Origin of the sequence: Acinetobacter sp. ANC 4216 (assembly GCF_004331195.1) — a bacterium.
Classification (GTDB): Bacteria; Pseudomonadota; Gammaproteobacteria; order Pseudomonadales; family Moraxellaceae; genus Acinetobacter; species Acinetobacter kookii.
Genome location: NZ_SJOC01000022.1, coordinates 1 through 21,889, shown reverse-complemented (window position 1 = coordinate 21,889; position 21,889 = coordinate 1). Strand labels below are relative to the sequence as shown.

The following is a 21,889-nucleotide window of genomic DNA, read 5'->3' as shown; positions in this document are numbered from 1 at the left end:
ATTATGATTTTATTAAATAGCAATGCTCAGCATATTTTTTGGTTAGGTCGGTATTTAGCCCGGATTCAATATACCTGTAGCCAGTTTCCGTTTGTGGAAGATCAGGATGCTTTGCAATATGCCCATGCTTTTTGCTTGCCTGCTTTTGATGCAAGTTCACTCAATGCATTATTGCTGGATGCTGAACAGCCATCGTCTTTTCATCAACAATTTCAACATGCCAAAGACAACATACAGGACTTGCGTGGTGTACTTTCAGCAAAAGCCTATGCAGAATTAAATCAGCTGATTAAAAATGCCCATGCGAATGCGAGCTATATTTGTGACGTGGCGGCAGATTGCCATGATGTTGTCGAGGCTGAATCGGAAGATGTGTTCCTGTTTTTTAGCCTGGGACAGAATATTGAGCAGCTGGACCGGCAAATCCGTCTAAAACAGGACCAGAGCGCGATTTTGGACAATATCGATCAAATTGTTGACCTACTGGCGCAGATTGGCTGGGATAAGCTGGATGAGGCCTGGCAGCAGCTTAAATTAAGCCCGGATAGTATGAATTTTTATCATTTTAGTGATCATATTCAAAACCTGTTTGAGGTGGATGTATGAAGCTGATGATCAATCACCAAACGCATTATCAATATAGTGATCCGGCTTGCAACAGTATCCAGTACATTAAAATGATGCCAGGCAGCAATGCCCATCAGCAGGTCCATTGTTGGGATGTCAGTGTGCCCGGGCTTAAGGAAACAAAAAACGATGCCTTTAACAACATCTGGATTACCAGTTCGCAGCGACAGCCCTACAGCCAAATGACCATCATGGCGCAGGGCATTGTCGAGATTAATCCTGATACGCAATTTGGAATTGGTACGGAGCTCAATCCGCAAATATTTTTGCAACCGACATCAAGTACGCTGTGCAATGCAGAGATGAAAAGTTTTGCAGATTGCTATGTTCCCCGTATCAATCGGGCTAACCTGATAGTACTGTCCGAGGCCATCCTGAATTATGTTCCCTATACACCTGACCGTACTTCGGTGCACACCTCTGCAATGGAGGCTTTTCAATGCCGGCAAGGGGTATGTCAGGACCATAGCCATGTCTTTATTGCCATGTGTAAATATTTAGGCCTGCCGGCACGTTATGTATCCGGGTATTTATTTGTACCCCATACCTCTCATCTTGCCAGTCACGCTTGGGCAGAGGTTTTTTTTGAAAATTCGTGGTATTGTTTTGATACCAGCAACCAGTTATTTACGCCTAATGCACATATATATGTCGCCATAGGTCGTGATTACTGGGATGTTGCGCCAGTGCGAGGAATACGGGAGCGTGGAGGTGTTGAATCCATGAATTCTATCGTTCAAGTGCTCGCTTGCTGAAAATTTTAAAGTCATAAGGAGTTTCTCATGACTTATTGTTGTGCGCTACGGTTAAAAGACGGCCTGGTTTTTGTCAGTGATACCCGTACCAATGCCGGGGTGGATCACATATCGGTATTTCGCAAGCTTTATATTTTTGGTATAGAAGGCGAACGGTTTTTAACGATTCAGACATCAGGGAATTTAGCCACAACCCAAGCAGTCATTGGTCATTTAAACAACCATCTGGAACTTAAGCAGGAACCGAACCTATATAGTGTCAACACCATGTTTGAAATGGCCGAACTGGTGGGGCATACCCTGAAAAAAGTGATTGCTGATGTGGTTGAAGATGCTCACACGCATGAACAAAGTAATTATTACTGCAGCATTTTGCTGGGCGGGCAAATTCAGGGGGCAGAAATGCAGCTGTATAATATTTATCCGCAAGGCAATTTTATTTGTGCCACAGAAGATACCCCTTATTTTCAGATTGGCGAAAGTAAATATGGCAAGCCCATACTCGACCGGGCCTTAATTTATGAAATGCCTCTGGATGAAGCTGTACGCTGCTGTTTAATTTCTTTTGATTCTACTTTGCGTTCCAATGTTTCTGTGGGGATGCCGCTTGATACGGTGGTGTATAAAAAAGATTCTTTACATATTCCAAATGGCAAACGAATTTATGAGGAAGATCCCTATTTCTGGAAGCTCAGTAAACAGTGGTCAGATACTTTGCGCCGTGGCTTGCAAGAATTGCCCATCCCGACTGATGATTATCTAGAGTAATAAACAGTTATGAGATTGTAAAAAACCCAAGTACAAGCTTGGGTTTTTTATTCTGAATTTAAATATTATTTTCTTATAGGACGGGCACTTAAACGACATAGCAGTTCATAGCCAATGGTGCCATTGGCTTCGGCAACATCATCCACCAGGCGGTTTTTACCCCATAGCTCAACTTCAGTTCCAAGTGGCGCATTTATACCGGTTACATCAATGGCAATCATGTCCATGGCGACGCGGCCAATCACACGGGTCGCTTGACCGTTAATTGCCACGTAATTTTGTTTAGGGAAGGCGCGAGGGTAGCCATCTCCGTAACCAATTGAAACAATAGCGAGATCCATGTCTTGGTCAGCGGTAAAGGTGGATCCATAACCGACATGTTCACCTGCCTGAATATGGTTTAGGGCAATAATCTCGGCCGTAAAAGTCATCACCGGTTTAAGGTCTAAATCATGGACAGATTGATCTGCAAATGGCGATGCACCATAAAGCATGATCCCTGGACGGACAAAATCGAAATTCAATTCAGGCCATTTATAAATGGCAGCCGAATTGCAGCAAGAGCCCATCACGGGGGCGCAGGCTTGTTTTACTTGCAGGAACTGATTTTTTTGCTGTTCATTTAAAGGATGTTCGGCATCGGCATTGGCAAAGTGCATGGCCAGTACACAGCTAAAACCTTCAGCTTTAAGCGAATTAATCACTTCAATGATTTCAGGTACCTTAAAACCCAAGCGGTTCATGCCGCTGTTGAGTTTGACCCAAACTTTTAAGTTTTTGCCAATGTAGGCTGCTTTGTGTGCACGTAACCAGTCTAATTGCTGCTGATGATGAACCACACATTCAATATTGTTCTCTATTACCACTTGCATTTCATCTTCCGAAAAAATGCCTTCAATCAGGGTAATCGGTTGTTGATAGCCAAGTTCACGAATTTCTAAGGCTTCTTCCAGGCAGGCGACACCAAAAGCGTCCGTTTCACCTAAGGCTGCTAAACAGTCTTTGACTCCATGTCCATAAGCATTGGCTTTAACCATACTGACAATTTGGGCAGTTGGTGCAAGTTGTTTGACACGGTTTAAATTATATTGAAGGGCTTCTCTATCAATATAAACTGTTGCTTGGCGCACCCTCGTTACTCCTTGGGGTTACAATAAAACATTACAGCAATTTATGAGATCAAATTGCTTATAAGCTACGTAAGAATATTATAGATATGCTCATTCCTCAGTCTTGAAAATGAGGAACTTAAACAAAATGAAGAAGGGTATTGTAGTCCTCTGACTGAAAATAAACACTAAGTTAAAGTGTATTTTTCACCAAATTTTAGACAGAAAAAATTTATGCAATATTAAGCGGTGATGAATTAAAGCAATAGCGCGATTAAGTGAACTTTAAAAAAATGCGGGGGGAGTATAGGCCAAAGAGTAAAAAACGAGGTCAGCACCCACTGCTGTCCCATAATTTAAATTTTATTTCCGCACCAAATCAACATGATAATATTTTACATTTAAGCACTTGATATTCGTTTATATTTAATTTTTTCACAGCCTTATCTTTTCTTTAAAAGTTTAAGTCACTTTGTGTAGGCTGAACCGTACTTTTGACAGACTAAAATGAGAACTCAAAATATATCTTGAGTTCGCAAGAAAAGTCTTTATTCCCCATACACGACGTCCTGTCGTGATGGGGGAATGTGTGGCATCCTTGCCACACTCACAAATCTAACACCTGCAATTTAACTATGGGACAGCAGTGGGTCAGCACCTCGTTTTTTATGGCTTATTCTTCATCATCATACTGGGCATAGAACTCAGGCGAGAGATTGCTAAAGCGCGTGTATTGGCCTTCGAAAGCCAGACGTACCGTACCGATTGGACCATTACGCTGCTTGCCGATAATAATTTCGGCAGTACCGGCTTCTTTAGATTCCTTGTTATACACTTCGTCGCGGTAAATGAACATGATCAAGTCGGCATCCTGCTCGATCGCACCGGATTCACGCAAATCGGACATCACTGGACGCTTGTTTGGACGGTTCTCCAGTGAGCGGTTCAGCTGGGAAAGTGCAATCACAGGGCAGTTCATCTCTTTAGCCAAGGCTTTTAAGCTGCGGGAAATTTCCGAAATCTCGCCAACACGGTTATCGCCCATGCCCGGTACTTTCATCAGCTGTAAATAGTCGACCATGATACAGCCAATTTTCCCCCCATGCTGTTTGGCAATACGACGTGCCCGTGCCCGGACTTCGGTTGGTGGAAGAGCGGAAGAATCATCAATGTACAAATGCTTTTCCTGTAGCTGTAAAATAGTGCCAGTGACTTTGGACCATTCATCACCATCCAGTTTGCCGGCACGCAGATGACCCTGATGGACTTTACCGTAAGCAGAGATCAGACGCATGGCAATCGAATCTGCGGGCATCTCCATAGAGAAAACCAGGGCAGGCAAGTCACAGTTAAACAGCACACTTTCGACCAGGTTCATGGCGAAGGTGGTTTTACCCATGGATGGACGTGCAGCCACAATAATCAAATCTCCAGCTTGCATGCCTGAAGTTTTGTTATCCAGTTCCACGAAACCTGATGTTAAACCGGTAATGTTGCCTTCCATTTGGGAAAGTTCATTCAACTTGTCAAAAACATCGGCGACTACCGCATTGATCGGTTTTGGACCTTGGGCTTTGGCATTGTTGTTATGCTGTTCAGCAATGGAGAAGATATTGGTTTCAGCTAAATCCAGAATTTCACTGACCGTACGACCCTTGGTGTCATACGCGTTCTGTAGAATTTCAGAACTCACCTTGATCATGCTGCGTAAGGTTGAAAATTCTTTAATTTTATTGCCGTAGGTTTCCAGGTTATAAAAACTGGAAGGGGAGTCTGCCATCAGCTGCATTAAATATTCTTCGCCACCCACAGCCTCGAGCAGATTCTGTTTGATCAGCCAGTCATTGACCAAAACTGCATCATAAGGCGAGTTTTCCTGGGCTAGTTTTTCAATGGCACGGAAAATATATTTATGACGTGTGGCATAGAAATCATTTTCATTTAATACATCACCGACTTGCTCAAAAGATTCGGCGACCGTCATCAGCGCGGCAAGAACGGCTTGTTCAATTGCCAAGTTGTGCGGAGGAGTACGAAACTCTTTAAGTTGGCCTGACTCATTTGCTTTATTATCTACTTTCGCTGAGTTAAGCATAGCGCTGGCATTCGCCTGTGACATATAAAACCCTAATTTTAAATGCAATAAATGAGTAATTTGAAAAAAGTGCCGAAGAATAAAAAAGGTATTATCTTCGTATAAGCAGATGATACGCGCTCTTAAAAAAAATGCGAATCGAAAATTTCATTTATTTAAGTCATTAAAAACAGTCAAAATAAATGAACTGAACAAGGTCTATATACGTAAATTCAACTATTTTGACTGTTTTTAGAGATAAAAAAAGAGCATGCAAAAGCATGCCCTTTTTCTTGCAGAAAATTACTCAGATACGATAGTAACGAGAACTTCAGCAACAACATCATGATGCAATTGGATTGCGATGTTGAATTCACCAGTGTTACGAAGCGCACCATTTGGTAAACGAACTTCTGCACGGTCAACAGTAAGACCAGCATTGGTTAAAGCGTCAGCGATGTCACGAGTACCGATAGAACCGAATAGTTTACCTTCGTCACCAGCTTTCGCAGTGATTACGATATTCACTTCGTTCAATTGGTCAGCACGTGCTTGAGCAGCAGCTAAAACGTCAGCTTCAGCTTTCTCAAGTTCAGCACGACGAGCTTCAAAAGCAGCAGTGTTTGCTTCGGTTGCTGCAACTGCTTTACCTTGAGGGATAAGGAAGTTACGGCCGTAACCAGCTTTAACTGATACTTTATCGCCTAATTTACCAAGGTTTTTAATGCGTTGTAATAAGATAATATCCACAGCTCAACCTCACTTATGATTGTCAGTGTAAGGGATCAACGCTAAGTAGCGAGCTTGTTTGATAGCAAGCGCCAATTGACGTTGGTAACGAGCTTTAGTACCTGTAATACGGCTAGGAACAATCTTGCCGTTTTCAGTGATGTACTGTTTCAAAGTATCGATATCTTTGTAGTCGATGTACGTAACGTTCTCAGCTGTAAAGCGGCAGAACTTGCGACGACGGTAAAAACGTGCCATTGATGTTCTCCTTATGCTTCAGCAGAGTCTTGAGCTTGTTGTGCTTCTTCACGTTGAGCTTTACGCGCACGTTTTTCTTCAGCACTCTTAGCAAGTAAAGACTCTTCAGTGATTGCGTTTTCACGACGAATAATAACATTACGAAGGATTGCGTCGTTATAACGGAACAATTCTTCTAATTCATTAAGCGTAGCTTGACCACATTCAACGTTCATTAAAATGTAGTGAGCTTTGTGAATTTTGTTAATTGGGTAAGCCAATTGACGACGGCCCCAATCTTCTAAACGGTGAATTTGACCTTCAGCTTCTTTGATGTGAGTTAGGTAACGTTCTACCATACCCACAACTTGATCGCTTTGGTCTGGATGTACCAAAAGTACGATTTCGTAGTGACGCATTGTCAGCTCCTTACGGTTTATACAGCCTCTGCCAATAAAAGCAGAGGCAAGGAGTCACAACCAAAGTTGTGTCGCATAAATTGCGAAGCGTGAATTTTAGAGCCTTTGCATGTTAAATACAAGGTTTGGGAAGAGTAAAAAGCAAAAATACTGAAAATAGTGCTGGGCTAGATTTTGCTGGTCATGAAGAATGAAAAGGTAATCACTTACTAAAAGTTTGTTTATGAAAATAAGGAAGTAAGCAAGGCATGACAAGGAAAATGAAAAAAGCGGATGGCATATCTAATTAAAAGATAGAGCAGGACTCTATCTTTTAAAAAAATATGATGGGTAATTGTGGTGCTGTTGAAGTGAAGCTAAACAAAAGGCTGATGACGGTGATTAATTTGACAGAGAACATGAAATATTGCTTTGCCCATAACTGATCATTTTCAGCTTTAAAGCCTTGAATACTCAAATACACCCAGTACAGACACAAAAGGTTCAGTACGACCACATAAATCCAATTGGTATAACCATAAACAAATAATCCATTCATGGTGATACAGAACAATACAACGTAGATGAGCGACTCGATCTTGGTACGATGAATTGAACGTGCTACAGGTAAAATTGGAATCCCTGCATTTTTGTAATCTTCAAAGCGGTAAACTGCAATTCCCCAAGAGTGAGGCATTTGCCAAAGTGCATACCCAAGAAAAATAAGTAAGGCACCCATGTCAAACTGGTTTGCAACAGCGGTATAACCAATCACAGGTGGAGCCGCACCAGAAATACTACCGACAATGGTTTGGTGAATGGTTGTCCGTTTTGTCCATAAGCTGTAAAAACCAACATATACGACAAAACCAATAACAGCGAATAAAAAAGCGTACGCATTTACCCAAAACCACAAGATGCTAAAACCGGTGACTCCGAGTACCAGGGAATAAACCAAGGCAACAGGAACGGAAACTGATTTTTTTACCATCGCACGATTTTGCGTACGTTGCATCTTTTGGTCGATGTCCTGGTCAATGACGTTATTGACCACACAACCTGATGCCACTACTAAAGTGGTACCGAGAAGGGTAATGAGAAGAAGAAGGAAATCTACAGAACCTTGGGCAGCTACAAAGTAGCCACCCAAAGTGGTAACGAAGTTACCAAAGAGAATTCCTGGTTTAGTCAGGAATAAATACTTTTTCAGCATGACAACCAGTTTAGATCATCATGTTGTAGTGAAGGTAGTTCATGATCCATACAGAACCAACCAGAAGGATGGCAATGGTCAGAATCGTATAAACGAATGCAATAACGTTCCAGCGTTGCTCTGAAGAAGAGTTCATGTGCAGGAAATAAATTAACTGTACAAGAATCTGAGCAACTGCAGTAATCGCAATCACGGTAATCAAGATACCGCGGCCAAAACCACCAGCCATCACCATTCCGAAAGGAATGATGGTCAGGATGATAGATAGGATAAAGCCAACAGTATATTGCTTAACGTTACCGTGTGCTGCACCAGCTGAATTGTGATCGTGACTCATTAGAGAACTCCCATCAAGTAAACTACGCTGAATACACAGATCCAAACGATGTCAAGGAAGTGCCAGAACAAGCTTAAGCATGCAAGACGACGAGTGTTTGGAAGTGTCAAACCATATTTCTTGATTTGAACCATTAACACGATCATCCATACCAAACCAGAAGTTACGTGAATACCGTGTGTACCTACCAGCGTAAAGAACGCAGATAAGAATGCACTTGTGCTAGGACCGTGACCAGCATGAACTAAATGATTGAACTCATATAATTCCATGCCGATGAAGGCAGCACCAAATACCCAAGTAATTGCAAGCCAAGTCAGAACTTTAGATACGTCTTTCTTGTAGGCAGCAAGAACAGCAAAGCCGAACGTTACAGACGAAATCAAGAGAGCGAATGTTTCAGTTAATACGAAACCGAGAGATTCACCAAAAAGATCTCGTGCACTTGGAGTACCAACTGGAACGTGACTGCTTAATACAGCAAACGCGATGAAGAGTGTACCGAATAGGATCAAGTCACTCATCAAGTAAGACCAGAAACCAAAGACCGTGATGTCAGTATCATCGTGATGATGATGTTCATCATGTCCGTGGTTATCGTGATGAAGTACTTCAGCCATAGTCTTAGTCCTTCTTCAAGTGTTTTTCAAGTTGTGCATAACGTTCGTTTTCGATGCGTTCAACTTCAGCAGCAGGGACATAGTAGTCCACTTTCTTCGTGAAAGAAGACACGATGAAGCTAATGATCGCAGAAACGAATGTAATCGCTACTAACCACCAGATGTGCCAGATTAAAGCAAAGCCCATAACAGTAATGAACATTGCGATAACAAAACCAGCCGCACGGTTGGTTGGCATATGAATGTCTTCATACTTGGTTGGTTTAGCGTATGCAATACCGTTTTCTTTGTCAGTCCAGAAAGTATCAATACCATTGATCTTTGGAATATAAGCAAAGTTATAGAACGGAGCAGGAGATGAAGTAGACCATTCAAGCGTACGGCCATCCCAGATATCGCCAGTAACGTCCATGTTTTTCTCGCGTTGCAAGAAACCAACTACGATTTGCATAACGAAACATGCAATACCAAGTGCAATCAGAACCGCACCGAACATAGCAATATTTACATATGGATCCCATTCAGGGTTGTCAAATGTATTCAAACGACGAGTCATACCCATGAAACCAAGGATATAAAGTGGCATGAACGCAAAATAGAAACCGATGAACCAGAACCAGAACGCTGCTTTACCCCAAGCTTCATTTAACTGCCAGCCAAACATTTTAGGCCAGTAGAAAATGATACCTGCGAACATCGCAAATACTACACCACCAATAATTACGTTATGGAAGTGAGCGATAAGGAATAAAGAGTTGTGTACCAGGAAGTCCGCTGGTGGAACTGCCATCAATACGCCTGTTAAACCACCGATACCGAAAGTCACAAGGAAGCCAAGTGTCCAAAGCATTGGGGTTGTATAGGTAATGCGGCCCTTGTACATGGTGAATAACCAAGAGAAGATTTTCACACCAGTCGGGATCGCAATAATCATGGTCATGATACCGAAGAACGCGTTAACGTTGGCACCTGCACCCATGGTAAAGAAGTGGTGAACCCAAACAACAAGTGATAAAACACCAATTGCTACAGTAGCGTACACCATTGATTTGTAACCGAACAAAGCTTTGCGGCAGAATACGGCAGTAACTTCCGAGTAAATACCAAAAGCTGGTAATACCAGGATGTATACTTCCGGATGACCCCAAGTCCAGATCAAGTTTACATATAACATTGGGCTACCACCCAAGTCATTTGTAAAGAAGTGGAAGTCGAAGTAACGGTCAAGTGTCAACATTGCAAGAGTCGCAGTCAATACTGGGAAAGTCGCAATGATAAGTACAACAGTGACCAAAGATGTCCAAGTGAAAATAGGCATATCCATAAGGGTCATGCCAGGCGCACGCATTTTAATGATGGTAACGAAGAAGTTAACACCCGTTAAAAGCGTACCCAGACCTGAAACCTGAAGTGCCCAAATGTAGTAGTCTACACCTACGCCAGGAGAATATTCGATACCTGAAAGAGGAGGATAAGCCATCCAGCCTGTTGCAGCGAACTCACCTAAAGCAAGAGATACCATCATTAGACCCGCAGCACCGGCAAACAGCCAGAAACTTAAAGAGTTTAATAACGGGAAGGCAACGTCACGTGCACCAATTTGAAGTGGTACAGAAATGTTCATTAAGCCAACGACAAGACCCATCGCTACGAAGAAGATCATGATTACGCCATGCGCAGTAAAGATCTGATCGTAATGTTCAGGGTGTAAGTAACCTTCACCACCACCTTTTGCAAGGAACTGCTGAAGACGCATCATGATCGCATCGGCAAAGCCACGCACAAGCATGACAATCGACACGAGGATATACATGATACCAATTTTTTTATGGTCTACAGATGTGAACCATTCGTTCCACAAATAGCCCCATTTTTTGAAATAGGTGATACCTGCAACCATTGCAAGACCGCCTAGGACCATCATGGCAACTGTCACCAACACGATTGGATCGTGAGGGATTGCATCCGGACCTAACTTACCTAAGAAGCTCATGTCTTATTCCTCTACAGAAGCAGTCGCATGTTCAACATTTGCATGAGCTTCAGAAGCAGCAGCTTCATGACCAGCAGTTGCCGAGTGATCAGCACCGTGGTAATTACTCATGTATTTGTTAATCACAGATTCGAACAGTTTAGGTTCTACTGAAGAATAATAAGTCACTGGATGTGGCTTAGTCGGATAAGGCTTCAACGCTTCAGCAGCAGCCTTCTCTTCAGGAGTTTGGGCATTCGCAACGATTGCTTCGATTTGGTACTTAGAACGGTTACCGTCACGTAGGGTTGCAAATTCAGCCTGGTCTAAAACTGTTTTTTGAACAGCTTGAGGATTAATGGTATTACCATTACCAGCTTTAACTGCAGCCACCCATTCAGCAAACTGAGCATCAGTCACAGAGTGTGCACGGAAACGCATTTGCGAGAAACCATAACCTGAATAGTTAGAAGAGAAACCGCGGTAGCCTTCAGCAGGACTGGTTTCATTTGCCAAGAAGTTCAGGTGAGTTTGCATACCCGCCATAGCATAAATCTGACCAGACAATGCAGGGATAAAGAACGAGTTCATTGTGAAGTTAGAAGTTAAACGCAGGCTAACCGGAGTTTTTTCTGGGAAACGAATTTCGTTAACAGTCGCAATGTTTTGTTCTGGATAGATAAAAATCCATTTAAACTGTTCAGCAATAACCTGAACGTTTAAAGGTGCTTTATCTGATTCTAGCGGACGGTATGGGTCATACTTGTGGGAACCCCACCAAGTTAACCAAGCTAAAATACCAATAATAATAACAGGAATACCCCAGACTACAATTTCAATTGCAGTAGAGTGTGCCCATGTAGGTTTATAGTCTGCATCTTTATTCGACGCGCGATATTTCCATCCGAACCATAATGCCATAATCGCTGATGGAATAACCACCAATAGCATTAAGTAAATCGCAGTCAACATGAGGTTTGATTGACCTTCAGCAACTGGACCTTTGGAGTTCAGAAGTACTAAATCACCACCACACCCAGTCAAGAGTGCAGCCATCGCAGATAAAGACAATACAGCTAAAATTGTTTGTCTCATTTTACAACCTCGGTGAAGAGTCCCATTCCCTAATTTAATATGGGATAGCGATTAAAGTGTCGCATGATTGGAAATGTTTATTTTTCACTTAGAAAATCCAAGCACAGTAAAGCCTTCCCAATCATGAGGCACCGCTACGTTGTAGGGCATTATGCCTGATATCGACAAACTAAGCTATATGTAAAGTGGCTTTAAATATCTGTTATAAAAACTGATTTTTTTACTCGGAATTAAGCTTTTATTATATGAATTTTATTTTAATATCAATATTCTGCGGAAAAACAGGGATATAAAAACAATCCCTGTCTAATTATATGCTTATTGTTTAACCACTTTGGTTTTGGCTAACTTATCATGTAAGGTCTGGCGCTTTTCGCCCAGTGCAAAAACATGATCAATAATTGTAATAAATGGCATAAATAGCAAATTTAAAACGATAAAAATAAAGCTACGTAAAGTGAAAGCACGCATCAGGCTGACTTTTTCACCATTATCGGCATCTACAATTTTAATTTTGGTCAGTTTTTTACCGATGCTTTGCCCGGATTTTGCCAACATAAATGCCTGTATACCTAGCATAATAATGAGGTAAATAAACATGGTCTGCCAGGCTTCAGAAGGTATAAGGGTAAATAATTCCTGTTGCAATTGCATGGCTTGAGTGGAAGTCTCGGCCGATTGCATTTTTTGCTGAATCTCGGATAACTGGTTAAATTGCTCCGGTTTTAGGAAAAATGACGGAATTGCGGCTGCAGGTAGCCAGAGTAGCAAGTCAATGATTTTTGCCAAAATACGGGTTGGAATTGCAGCCAACTCCTGTCGGGCAGTTGCTTTTTTTTCCACCTGAACTTTACGAATAGCTGAATTCTGTACAGGGCTAGGTTCTGGAAAAGCCGCAGGTGCGATATAGCCTTCAGGTGTATATACAAGTTTACCTTGGGTTAATTCACCTAAAGCCTTCCATTCGGTCATACCTTGATGCCAGGCCAAATCTGTTAGCAGCACTTGTTGGCTAGCGAGCATTTGATTAAGCTGCTCTAAGGTGTAAGGACCGGCTTGTTGATTATTTCTCGCCAAGTAAATTTGCATAAAACTCAATTCTCAAAATAAATCTAAAATACAAAAAATCGCAGAAGAAAAAAAAGACCCACGAATGGGTCTTTTTTAACATGTTTTATTACGCTTGTTGAGCTTTTTCTTCTGCAAGGAAGAACCAAGTGTCTAAAACGGAGTCCGGGTTTAAAGAAACAGACTCAATACCTTGTTCCATCAACCATTTAGCCAGGTCAGGGTGATCAGAAGGACCTTGACCACAAATACCTACATATTTGCCTGCTTTACGGCATGCATGAATCGCCATAGAAAGAAGCGCTTTAACCGCTGGGTCACGTTCATCAAACAGGTGAGAAACGATACCAGAGTCACGGTCTAGACCCAATGTTAACTGAGTCAGGTCGTTAGAACCGATAGAGAAACCATCGAAGTGCTCAAGGAACTGTTCCGCTAACAATGCATTGGTTGGCAATTCGCACATCATGATCACTTTCAGACCATTCTCGCCACGTTTCAGACCATTCAATGCCAATAATTCAATGACACGTTTCGCTTCGTTTACTGTACGTACGAATGGAATCATGATTTGAATGTTGGTTAAGCCCATTTCGTCACGAACTTTTTTCAATGCACGGCATTCAAGTTCGAAGCAGTCACGGAAGTTGTCAGAAACGTAGCGGCTTGCACCACGGAAACCAAGCATTGGGTTTTCTTCTTCCGGCTCATATAACTTACCACCGATCAGGTTGGCATATTCGTTTGACTTAAAGTCAGACATACGCACGATGACTGGTTTGTCAGCGAATGCAGCAGCAAGGGTAGAAATACCTTCAACCAGTTTCTCGACATAGAATTCGATTGGAGAAGCATAACCTGCAGTACGTGCCATTACAGCAGCGCGAGTTTCGCGTGGAAGGCTGTCAATGTTGAGTAATGCTTTAGGATGCACGCCAATCATACGGTTGATGATGAATTCAAGACGTGCCAGACCAATACCTGCGTTTGGAATTTGCGCAAAATCAAATGCACGGTCAGGGTTACCTACGTTCATCATGACTTTAAATGGAAGCGCAGGCATAGATTCGATAGAGTTACGTTGAACTTCGAAATCTAAAGCACCTTCATAGATAAAGCCTGTGTCACCTTCAGCACAAGAAACAGTTACTTCTTGACCATCGGTGAGAACTTCAGTTGCATTACCACAACCTACAATCGCTGGAACACCAAGTTCACGTGCAATGATGGCAGCGTGACAAGTACGACCACCACGGTTGGTGACAATAGCAGCAGCACGTTTCATCACTGGTTCCCAATCCGGGTCAGTCATGTCAGATACAAGCACGTCACCGTCTTGTACTTTGTCCATTTCTTTAATCGAAGTGACGATGCGGACTTTACCAGAACCGATACGTTGACCGATTGAACGGCCTTCACAGACTACAGTCCCTTTTTGTTTTAACAGGTAGCGTTCCATAGTGCCGACATTTTCACGGCTTTTTACGGTTTCTGGACGTGCCTGAACGATATAAAGCTGACCGTCATCACCATCTTTGGCCCATTCAATGTCCATTGGAGCACCGTAATGTTCTTCAATGATCAAAGCCTGTTTTGCAAGTTCTTGCAGTTCATGATCATTTAAAGCAAATTGTTGACGCTCTTGTTTTTCAACATCGACAACAACGACAGATTTGCCTGCTGCACCTTCTTCACCATAAATCATTTTTTGGTGTTTAGAGCCCAGGTTGCGGCGCAGGATAGAATGTTTGCCGTTTTTAAGAAGCGGTTTGGAAATATAGAATTCGTCAGGGTTAACTGCACCTTGAACGACCATTTCACCCAAGCCATAAGAAGCGGTAATAAACACTGCATCACGGAAACCAGATTCTGTGTCCAGTGTGAACATTACACCAGCTGCACCAGTTTCAGAGCGGACCATGCGTTGCACGCCAGCTGACAACGCTACGATGTCGTGAGCAAAGTTTTGGTGTACACGGTAAGAAATTGCGCGGTCGTTATAAAGTGAAGCAAATACTTCCTTAATGGCGACAAGAACGTTGTCGATGCCACGGATGTTCAGGAAGGTTTCTTGTTGTCCTGCAAATGATGCATCTGGTAAGTCTTCTGCTGTTGCAGATGAACGAACGGCAACCGCGATGTCAGGGTTGCCGTTTGAAAGAGCAGCGAAAGATTCGCGAATTTCCTTTTCGAGTTCTGCTGTAAGCGGAGTTTCGACAATCCATTGACGGATTTTTGCGCCTGTTTCTGCCAGAGCTTTTACGTCATCAACATTAAGCGCTGCAAGCTCGGCGTTGATTTTAGCGTTTAGGCCACTTTGCTCGAGGAATTCACGATACGCAGCAGCTGTGGTTGCAAAACCACCCGGTACTGATACACCAGCATTAGACAAATGGCTGATCATTTCACCCAGTGATGAGTTTTTCCCACCAACGAGTTCAACGTCGTGTTTCCCTAATTTTTCTAGACCAATTACGCGCGCTTCCAAAGTTGTTACTCCACTTATGCAGTATTAATCACTATCTTGGCATGAAATTATAACAAATCGCCCAGCTTTTTGATTTACTCGGCGACACTCATGTAAGATCGGTTTACTATAAAGATTTTACAGCACTTAGACAAATATTTAAGGAGAATTTTAATGTCAGAAGGTAAACAGATTAAGCGCAGTGTGTTTTTTATCTCCGATGGGACTGCAATTACTGCTGAAACTCTTGGACATTCACTGTTAGCACAGTTTCCTCATGTAGATTTTGACATTCATATTATTCCTTATATCACCTCAGAAGAAGCTGCGATGAATGTGGTGGCTGAAATCAACCAGCGTGCCGATCAGGACGGGCAACAACCTTTGGTGTTTGATACCCTAGTAGACCCGTATGTGCGTGATATTATCAATACCGCAAATGCAGTAAATCTTGATGTTTTTGAAGGTCTTATTGGTAAATTGTCGGAAGTTTTGGGTACTGCGCCTACGACTTTAGTCGGACAAACCCATGCCGTGACCGATTCTGAGTCTTATAAAGCACGTATTGATGCGGTACATTTTGCCTTGGATAACGATGATGGCGCACGCACGCGTCATTATGACAAGGCCGATCTGATCCTGATTGGGGTTTCCCGTTCTGGTAAAACACCGACTTCAATTTATCTGTCATTACAGTTTGGAATTCGTGTGGCAAATTATCCGCTGACCGAAGAAGACCTGGATGATAACCGTTTACCTGCAGTATTAAAGGCACACAAGCATAAGCTGTTTGGCTTGATGATTGATGCAGACCGACTTGTAGCGATTCGGAGCGAACGTAAAGCCAATAGCCGTTATGCAAGTTTTAATCAATGCCAAATGGAATTGCGTGCCGTAGAAGGCATTTATATTTCAGAAGGGATTAAATATCTGAACGTTTCTGAAATGTCGATTGAAGAAATTTCAACCCGTGTCTTACAGATGACAGGTTTAAAACGTCGTATTGGCTAATTTGAAAATGGAGTTAAATACCAATTTAACTCCATTTTTTATAATCGAAAATAAAGAGCTTAATTATATGAATAAACTATTAAAAATAAATAAAATTGCTCTTGGTTTTATTGTATTCAGTCTGATCAATACTCATGCTTTGGCGGAATCTGTGGCTGATTTTGAAACCCAAATGGTCAAGCGATATGATCAAATCCGTTTAACTGATCGCTATGAAATGGAGGCTGTGAATCAGGAAGTGGCTTCGAAAATGGCTGCATTTATTGAACAGAATCCGCAAAGTTTTACTTATGATTTTAAAAAATTAACCAGCAAAAACATGATTTTTGTGAATTATAGCCCTGACCGAAAGCTGAAATTTTATACATTTGATATTTCATCTGGCGGTACGATGCGTGAATTTGAATCCTACGTGCAGTTTAAACAGGGCAATAAAGTCGTTACTCAGGCAGTCAATAATGGAGGATTTATACGATCCATTCAGCAAACCGAGCTGAATAAAGTCCTCACTTATTTTATTTCAAGTACCTACATTGGCAGCAGTTGTGTAGGTGCATACGATATTCAGGCGGCACAAATTAGAAATGCGAAATATCAAGCTGCCGATGTGTTTAAAACCAGAACTCAAACCATGAACCATATCGATGTCGATTATGACTGCAATTATTATCCGAAGCATATTCAGCCTTTCGATATGAACCGGCACTATATTCGTGTTGCGAATGATCTTAAAAATATTGATATTTTAGTCATTAAGCCATCTGGTGAATTAACATCCAGTTATTTGCGTTATCAAAAGACTAAAAATCATTATCAATACATTGGCATAGTAAAATAAACAGAATGAAAAGAGGCTGATATGCCTCTTTTTATATTGCCACCCTCAATAGGTAGTAATGATGACATCCACTAGATGTTCAACACCTTCCATGCTTTGTACAGCATGTTCAGTGATTTTTACCACAGGCCAGGTAATCAGCTTGCAATTATCCCGTTGCAGCGCAGTGTAATAACGATCCGATTTCAGAAAAACCTTGTTCCCAGATGCTGAGTTGGGCATCAGCTGGCGTTTTAACCAGGTATCCTGAACTTGCGACTCCAGATAGCGAATAGCCAGTAAAGATTTGATGCGGGTATTAAATAAGCGGCGATTTTTAATAATTAAAGGATGCGAAAGCAGTTTGTGAATGCCTTTTTCAGTTTGAGGCAAGATAAAAAGTGGCGTAATTTGAAATACTTTTACAAATTTTGCAGTATTACAGATCTGTTCCAGGTGCATGACTGTCATTTGATTGCCCCCAACCACAGCCACATTTAAATCTGTAAAATCAAAGTTTTTAATATCTTCAGAAGCGACGATTTTTCCCTGAAATTTCTGAAAAAAATCGGGTGAATTCTGAAAGAACCCATCCTGTGGATTCTTTTTCTTGTTAACCATTTTTATATCCTTTCTTATTTTTTACTTTGTTGCAGTTGGTTCTGTAGTTAACTGGTATATCCAAGATGGAACTTTAGGTAAAGATTTTTCTGGAATCTTGTCAGTCATCGTCACCATGGCATCAACAGGAATATGAAACCATTTCTGTTTGCGGTCGATTACCTTGTAGGCATGGAACTGGATAATCTGATACCAGGGATTACGGCGACCCGCAGCAGTTCGGCCGCCAATTCTGGAAAATTTGCTCATTGCGGCATAGAGTTTTTCTTCTGCAAGCCCGAGTTTGATCACATTGTCACGCATTTTATTGATGAGCGGTAAATAAGCCAAAATACCGAGCAGTATGCGAGGGTCTATGGCTCGGGCAGCCATCTGGGCAAGTTGAATCAAGGTTTTATTATAGCCTTGGGCTTCCATGACACTAAAACCCACACCAAGATGACGTGCTTCATCGCCATTGATCAATTTAAATGCCTGGTGACAAACCGGATCATCGACGCTGTCCAGCAAAAAAGTACATAAAGCGCCATCCAGGGCAACTTCCAGCATTGGAATGACGGCACCCAAGATATAGAAGGGCATATCATCTGCATAGCGATCTAGCCATTGAATAATCAGACGCAGATTTTTATTGGGCTTGGGTATGTCATGTTCGAGCATGTCCCGGCGTTTCATGAGTGCCATTTCTGCGTTGGCATGCCGTTGTTCTTCAGCATGAAAAATGGCATACATTTCTGCCAATACAAGATTGGGCGCCTTTTTTGACATTGCTGCAAATGCGCGTGCACCGACATGCTCAATCCACATTAAATCGGCCATAAATTCTTTAAGATTTGGCCATTGTTCAGCGGTGATCAATTCCTTTCCTGGGGCATCCCAGTCAATATCAGATAAAGTCCATTGGGTATTTTTGACTTTATCCAGCATTTTTTCCAAGTCGATTGAAGCCATCCTGCACACCTGTAAAATCATTATTTCGCTACAAGTGTATGAGAAAGACTGGCAATGTAATTTGCCTAAGTGCTTAAAATAATATGAGCATTTTTGTTAATTATTTACGCTGCTGATTTATTGAGTTAATTTGTTCAACTATTTGATAATAAAAATAAAGACGTATCATTAGGGGCCAGATCTTATCATTAAAATGTATTGTCTTTATATAATGATGTCTATGCGAACCAAGCGCGTAAGTGCAGTTTTATCTTGTCGGCAAAAGCCGAGTAAATGATAAACAGAATGGGCAGTGGAGATAAAAATAGCACCTCAATAAGATGCTATTTTAAATGCTCATCTAAGAAAGTATTAAGAATTTTTAATATTCATCAATAATTCAAAGTTTTCAATTCTTTTATCTGTGTCATAGATGTCACAGGTAAAGATAAATTCATCTACATTATATTTCTCTAACAGCTTTTCTAAACCGGCTTTGACCGTTTCAGGAGAGCCAATTTGTGCCATGGCATAGAAATTATCGACCGACATTTTTTCTGCGGGTGACCAAAGTCCTTCCATGGTTTTAACTGGTGCTTTCAGTTTCAGGCTTTGTCCGCGCATTAAGCCCAAAACACGCTGGTAGGCACTGGTTGCCAGATATTCAGCTTCTTCATCTGTTTGGGCCACCACCGTAGGAACACCCATGGAAACATAAGGTCGATCCAGATATTCAGAGGGTTCAAAGTTTTCCCGATAAAGCTTGATAGCCTGATCCAGCATACGCGGTGCAAAATGTGACGCAAAAGAATAGGGAAGTCCCAATTTTGCAGCCAGCTGTGCACTGAATAAGCTTGAACCGAGTAACCAGACGGGAACATGCGTATTCTGTCCAGGCGTGGCAACGATACGTTGATGTGGAACAGGTGCTTTAAAATATTGCAGAATTTCCAGCACATCTTGCGGAAACTGGTCTTCAGTTTCCTGGCGACCACGACGCAAGGCACGCATGGTGACCTGGTCGGTACCTGGCGCACGTCCCAGACCGAGTTCAACACGATTCGGATAAAGGGTAGCCAAGGTACCAAATTGTTCTGCAACCACCAGAGGTGCGTGGTTCGGTAACATGATGCCGCCTGAACCCACCGTTAAAGTGTGGGTATTGGCAAGGATATAACCCAGTAATACGGCAGTGGCTGAACTGGCAATACCATCCATATTATGATGTTCTGCCAGCCACAAGCGGCGATAACCTAACTGTTCCGCTTTTTGTGCCAGTGCCAATGCATGATGGAGTGAAAATTGAATGCTTTTATCATCCCGAACAGGAGCAAGTTCGAGAATTGAAAATTGGGTATCTTTTAAAGAACGCATTTGTTTTCTCTGATATCAAGGCAAAGAAAAGCATACGTTGCCTGACCGGATTTGTATATCGTTTTTTTTCGATATAAATGTTGTGTAAATATGTGTATGTGAAGTGCAAGTATGAAAAAAGCACCCGAAGGTGCTTTAATGTCAATTGATATCGCGATGAATTAACGTTTACCGTTTTTGTACCATCCTAAGTGACGGCCATTGTCGTGGCGGTCACTGTAACGGTAGCTGTCATAACGGCGATCATAGCGATCATTATAACGACGCTCATCACGATCATAACGGTCATCGTAGCGACGGTCTTCGCTTACCTTTTTACCCAGTACTGCACCACCGGCAGAACCTAATCCGGCACCGATATAGCCGCCGTTGGTACCACCCATATTTTTACCTACGGTATAACCGCCAGCACCGCCCAAAGCTCCGCCAATTACGGCACCCGTACGGTCACGTTTGTTGGCAGCCACACCTGCGCCTGCACCACCACCAATTGCAGAACCGATCATTGCGCCAGTGGTACCACCCATTTGTTTACCCACTGCGGCACCTACAACACCGCCTAGGGCAGAAGTTAAGGCCGTATTTGTTGTATTGCCTGCATAGGCTGTAGTCATGGTTAAAGCAGATGAAGTCACTACAGCAGCGAGAATGATGGAATTAAATTTCATGGCAAAACTCCTTTTGGAGGCTTTTGTTATTTCTTGAGTTAAATGTAAGCAAAGATTTAGAAATGAAAATGGATGAGTTGTTGATTATTTGTATTTTTTATCTTCCAGATTTGTTCATAATTAATATGAATTACCATGATGAATAATAAAAAGCACCCGAAGGTGCTTTAAAGAGTCCGATCATTCATGGCGAATTAACGACGACTGTAACGACGGTTGTCATAGCTATTATAACGGCGGTCATAACGGTCATCATAACGGCGGTCTTCTGAAACTTTTTTACCCAGTACCGATCCACCTGCAGCACCTAAGGCAGAACCGATATAGCCACCCGTAGAACCACCCATGTTTTTACCGAGAGTATAACCGCCTACACCACCTAAACCAGCCCCGATTGCAGCGCCAGTACGGTCACGTTTATTTGCTGAAACCGCAGCACCGCCCGCACCACCAATGACAGAACCAATCATTGCACCAGTGTTACCGCCCATTTGTTTACCTACCGCCGTTCCTACAACACTACCAAGTGCAGAAGTTAAAGCGACATTGGTCGTATTGCCTGCATAAGTGCTTGTGGTCGCAATAGCAGAAGTAGCAATGACTGTAGCAAATAAAACTGAATTAAATTTCATGGTAAACTCCAGTGGAAAGCTTTTGTTATCTCTTGAAATAAGAATAGAACAAGGCCTGGCATTGAAGATGAATGGCGTGTTAAAGGTGTGTGTTTTTTTCTGCCAAATTTATTCATAATTAACAGCGGATAAGGCAAATAAAAGTAAAAAAGCACCCGAAGGCACTACTGTCCCATAGTTTGCTTTAAATAAAAAAACCTGAGTCTAAATAGTTAAAATATGAGTGCAAACAAACACTTTAACTATAAAGGACTCAGGTTTTGTCACATCAGAATACCGTATTTCATCAATTACTCAAACCCATTTTAAGACAAGATTTTGAACGTCTGGCTAAACTGCACCACTCTGGGCAAAAATTAAGATCAGC

The 21,889-nt window shown here is 42.0% G+C and carries 23 protein-coding genes; 6 read left to right on the top strand and 17 right to left on the bottom strand.

The window, feature by feature from the left end; translation table 11 throughout:
- Positions 1-3: 3 nt before the first annotated feature.
- The 3 genes from E0H88_RS14720 to E0H88_RS14710 are packed head-to-tail and all read left to right on the top strand — an operon-like array spanning position 4 to position 2,150.
- Positions 4-606, top strand: a complete 603-nt coding sequence (locus E0H88_RS14720; RefSeq protein ID WP_131274783.1) for an alpha-E domain-containing protein — start codon at positions 4-6, stop codon at positions 604-606.
- Positions 603-1,382: a transglutaminase family protein gene (locus E0H88_RS14715; RefSeq protein ID WP_131274781.1), complete on the top strand. Its 780-nt coding sequence runs from the start codon at positions 603-605 to the stop codon at positions 1,380-1,382. Before E0H88_RS14720 ends, E0H88_RS14715 begins: the two co-directional genes overlap by 4 nt.
- A gap of 27 nt (positions 1,383-1,409) precedes the next feature.
- On the top strand, positions 1,410-2,150 hold the full coding sequence (locus E0H88_RS14710; protein WP_092818306.1) for a proteasome-type protease: 741 nt from the start codon (positions 1,410-1,412) through the stop codon (positions 2,148-2,150).
- A gap of 65 nt (positions 2,151-2,215) precedes the next feature.
- On the opposite strand, the gene alr is transcribed toward E0H88_RS14710, so the two are convergent.
- From alr to ppsA, 12 genes are all read right to left on the bottom strand, one after another.
- Positions 2,216-3,280 carry an alanine racemase gene (alr, locus tag E0H88_RS14705; RefSeq protein WP_131274779.1) on the bottom strand — a complete coding sequence of 355 codons (1,065 nt, stop codon included), beginning with the start codon at positions 3,278-3,280 and terminating at the stop codon, positions 2,216-2,218.
- A 652-nt stretch (positions 3,281-3,932) separates the two neighbouring features.
- Positions 3,933-5,378, bottom strand: coding sequence for a replicative DNA helicase (dnaB, locus tag E0H88_RS14700; protein WP_092818304.1), 1,446 nt, complete (start codon positions 5,376-5,378; stop codon positions 3,933-3,935).
- Between the two features lie 258 nt (positions 5,379-5,636).
- Positions 5,637-6,083, bottom strand: coding sequence for a 50S ribosomal protein L9 (rplI, locus tag E0H88_RS14695; protein WP_086200293.1), 447 nt, complete (start codon positions 6,081-6,083; stop codon positions 5,637-5,639).
- A 9-nt stretch (positions 6,084-6,092) separates the two neighbouring features.
- The gene (gene rpsR / locus E0H88_RS14690) at positions 6,093-6,320 is read right to left on the bottom strand and encodes a 30S ribosomal protein S18 (RefSeq protein ID WP_004719336.1); all 228 of its coding nucleotides are present in this window, start codon (positions 6,318-6,320) and stop codon (positions 6,093-6,095) included.
- A gap of 11 nt (positions 6,321-6,331) precedes the next feature.
- Positions 6,332-6,718: a 30S ribosomal protein S6 gene (gene rpsF, locus E0H88_RS14685; RefSeq protein WP_092818303.1), complete on the bottom strand. Its 387-nt coding sequence runs from the start codon at positions 6,716-6,718 to the stop codon at positions 6,332-6,334.
- 313 nt (positions 6,719-7,031) lie between these two features.
- Positions 7,032-7,910, bottom strand: coding sequence for a heme o synthase (gene cyoE, locus E0H88_RS14680; RefSeq protein ID WP_092818302.1), 879 nt, complete (start codon positions 7,908-7,910; stop codon positions 7,032-7,034).
- A 10-nt stretch (positions 7,911-7,920) separates the two neighbouring features.
- A complete protein-coding gene (locus E0H88_RS14675) occupies positions 7,921-8,247 on the bottom strand; it encodes a cytochrome o ubiquinol oxidase subunit IV (protein WP_086197269.1) in 327 nt (108 codons plus the stop codon).
- The gene (gene cyoC, locus E0H88_RS14670) at positions 8,247-8,867 is read right to left on the bottom strand and encodes a cytochrome o ubiquinol oxidase subunit III (RefSeq protein WP_092818301.1); all 621 of its coding nucleotides are present in this window, start codon (positions 8,865-8,867) and stop codon (positions 8,247-8,249) included. The genes E0H88_RS14675 and cyoC overlap by 1 nt, the downstream gene beginning before the upstream one ends.
- 4 nt (positions 8,868-8,871) lie before the next feature.
- A complete protein-coding gene (gene cyoB / locus E0H88_RS14665; RefSeq protein ID WP_131274777.1) occupies positions 8,872-10,860 on the bottom strand; it encodes a cytochrome o ubiquinol oxidase subunit I in 1,989 nt (662 codons plus the stop codon).
- Positions 10,861-10,863: 3 nt separating this feature from the next.
- Complete coding sequence (gene cyoA, locus E0H88_RS14660; protein WP_131274775.1) at positions 10,864-11,934, bottom strand: ubiquinol oxidase subunit II; 1,071 nt, start codon at positions 11,932-11,934, stop codon at positions 10,864-10,866.
- A 318-nt stretch (positions 11,935-12,252) separates the two neighbouring features.
- Complete coding sequence (locus tag E0H88_RS14655; RefSeq protein ID WP_131274772.1) at positions 12,253-13,023, bottom strand: RDD family protein; 771 nt, start codon at positions 13,021-13,023, stop codon at positions 12,253-12,255.
- An 88-nt stretch (positions 13,024-13,111) separates the two neighbouring features.
- Positions 13,112-15,490, bottom strand: a complete 2,379-nt coding sequence (gene ppsA, locus E0H88_RS14650; RefSeq protein WP_086197274.1) for a phosphoenolpyruvate synthase — start codon at positions 15,488-15,490, stop codon at positions 13,112-13,114.
- Positions 15,491-15,643: 153 nt separating this feature from the next.
- On the opposite strand from ppsA, the gene ppsR reads away from it, so the two are divergent.
- Together ppsR and E0H88_RS14640 are read left to right on the top strand one after the other, a co-directional pair.
- A complete protein-coding gene (gene ppsR / locus E0H88_RS14645) occupies positions 15,644-16,480 on the top strand; it encodes a posphoenolpyruvate synthetase regulatory kinase/phosphorylase PpsR (protein ID WP_092818297.1) in 837 nt (278 codons plus the stop codon).
- A 67-nt stretch (positions 16,481-16,547) separates the two neighbouring features.
- A complete protein-coding gene (locus E0H88_RS14640) occupies positions 16,548-17,318 on the top strand; it encodes a hypothetical protein (RefSeq protein WP_131274770.1) in 771 nt (256 codons plus the stop codon).
- Between the two features lie 45 nt (positions 17,319-17,363).
- Here E0H88_RS14640 and E0H88_RS14635 read toward each other — a convergent pair whose 3' ends face one another.
- The 5 genes from E0H88_RS14635 to E0H88_RS14615 all read right to left on the bottom strand — a co-directional run bounded on the left by E0H88_RS14635 (position 17,364) and on the right by E0H88_RS14615 (position 21,522).
- Positions 17,364-17,918, bottom strand: a complete 555-nt coding sequence (locus E0H88_RS14635; protein WP_131274769.1) for an NAD(P)/FAD-dependent oxidoreductase — start codon at positions 17,916-17,918, stop codon at positions 17,364-17,366.
- A 21-nt stretch (positions 17,919-17,939) separates the two neighbouring features.
- On the bottom strand, positions 17,940-18,869 hold the full coding sequence (locus E0H88_RS14630) for a ferritin-like domain-containing protein (RefSeq protein ID WP_131274767.1): 930 nt from the start codon (positions 18,867-18,869) through the stop codon (positions 17,940-17,942).
- Positions 18,870-19,220: 351 nt separating this feature from the next.
- Complete coding sequence (locus tag E0H88_RS14625; protein WP_131274765.1) at positions 19,221-20,222, bottom strand: LLM class flavin-dependent oxidoreductase; 1,002 nt, start codon at positions 20,220-20,222, stop codon at positions 19,221-19,223.
- A gap of 161 nt (positions 20,223-20,383) precedes the next feature.
- Positions 20,384-20,890: a hypothetical protein gene (locus E0H88_RS14620; RefSeq protein ID WP_092818292.1), complete on the bottom strand. Its 507-nt coding sequence runs from the start codon at positions 20,888-20,890 to the stop codon at positions 20,384-20,386.
- Between the two features lie 194 nt (positions 20,891-21,084).
- Positions 21,085-21,522: a glycine zipper domain-containing protein gene (locus tag E0H88_RS14615; RefSeq protein ID WP_092818291.1), complete on the bottom strand. Its 438-nt coding sequence runs from the start codon at positions 21,520-21,522 to the stop codon at positions 21,085-21,087.
- A gap of 260 nt (positions 21,523-21,782) precedes the next feature.
- Between E0H88_RS14615 and E0H88_RS14610 the strand changes: the two genes are divergently transcribed.
- Positions 21,783-21,889, top strand: a 107-nt coding sequence (locus E0H88_RS14610; protein WP_004958461.1) for a DUF4372 domain-containing protein, incomplete at its 3' end; no start/stop codon positions are given.

Excerpts from the sequence above, each read along its gene's own strand:
- E0H88_RS14675 (WP_086197269.1), bottom strand. The coding sequence starts at position 8,247 with ATGAGTCACGATCACAATTCAGCTGGTGCAGCACACGGTAACGTTAAG.
- cyoC (WP_092818301.1), bottom strand. The coding sequence starts at position 8,867 with ATGGCTGAAGTACTTCATCACGATAACCACGGACATGATGAACATCAT.
- E0H88_RS14710 (WP_092818306.1), top strand. The coding sequence starts at position 1,410 with ATGACTTATTGTTGTGCGCTACGGTTAAAAGACGGCCTGGTTTTTGTC.
- E0H88_RS14630 (WP_131274767.1), bottom strand. The coding sequence starts at position 18,869 with ATGGCTTCAATCGACTTGGAAAAAATGCTGGATAAAGTCAAAAATACC.
- cyoB (WP_131274777.1), bottom strand. The coding sequence starts at position 10,860 with ATGAGCTTCTTAGGTAAGTTAGGTCCGGATGCAATCCCTCACGATCCA.
- E0H88_RS14620 (WP_092818292.1), bottom strand. The coding sequence starts at position 20,890 with ATGAAATTTAATTCCATCATTCTCGCTGCTGTAGTGACTTCATCTGCT.
- cyoA (WP_131274775.1), bottom strand. The coding sequence starts at position 11,934 with ATGAGACAAACAATTTTAGCTGTATTGTCTTTATCTGCGATGGCTGCA.
- rpsR (WP_004719336.1), bottom strand. The coding sequence starts at position 6,320 with ATGGCACGTTTTTACCGTCGTCGCAAGTTCTGCCGCTTTACAGCTGAG.
- E0H88_RS14625 (WP_131274765.1), bottom strand. The coding sequence starts at position 20,222 with ATGCGTTCTTTAAAAGATACCCAATTTTCAATTCTCGAACTTGCTCCT.
- cyoE (WP_092818302.1), bottom strand. The coding sequence starts at position 7,910 with ATGCTGAAAAAGTATTTATTCCTGACTAAACCAGGAATTCTCTTTGGT.
- E0H88_RS14640 (WP_131274770.1), top strand. The coding sequence starts at position 16,548 with ATGAATAAACTATTAAAAATAAATAAAATTGCTCTTGGTTTTATTGTA.
- rpsF (WP_092818303.1), bottom strand. The coding sequence starts at position 6,718 with ATGCGTCACTACGAAATCGTACTTTTGGTACATCCAGACCAAAGCGAT.
- ppsR (WP_092818297.1), top strand. The coding sequence starts at position 15,644 with ATGTCAGAAGGTAAACAGATTAAGCGCAGTGTGTTTTTTATCTCCGAT.
- E0H88_RS14615 (WP_092818291.1), bottom strand. The coding sequence starts at position 21,522 with ATGAAATTTAATTCAGTTTTATTTGCTACAGTCATTGCTACTTCTGCT.
- E0H88_RS14720 (WP_131274783.1), top strand. The coding sequence starts at position 4 with ATGATTTTATTAAATAGCAATGCTCAGCATATTTTTTGGTTAGGTCGG.
- dnaB (WP_092818304.1), bottom strand. The coding sequence starts at position 5,378 with ATGTCACAGGCGAATGCCAGCGCTATGCTTAACTCAGCGAAAGTAGAT.
- E0H88_RS14715 (WP_131274781.1), top strand. The coding sequence starts at position 603 with ATGAAGCTGATGATCAATCACCAAACGCATTATCAATATAGTGATCCG.
- E0H88_RS14635 (WP_131274769.1), bottom strand. The coding sequence starts at position 17,918 with ATGGTTAACAAGAAAAAGAATCCACAGGATGGGTTCTTTCAGAATTCA.
- E0H88_RS14655 (WP_131274772.1), bottom strand. The coding sequence starts at position 13,023 with ATGCAAATTTACTTGGCGAGAAATAATCAACAAGCCGGTCCTTACACC.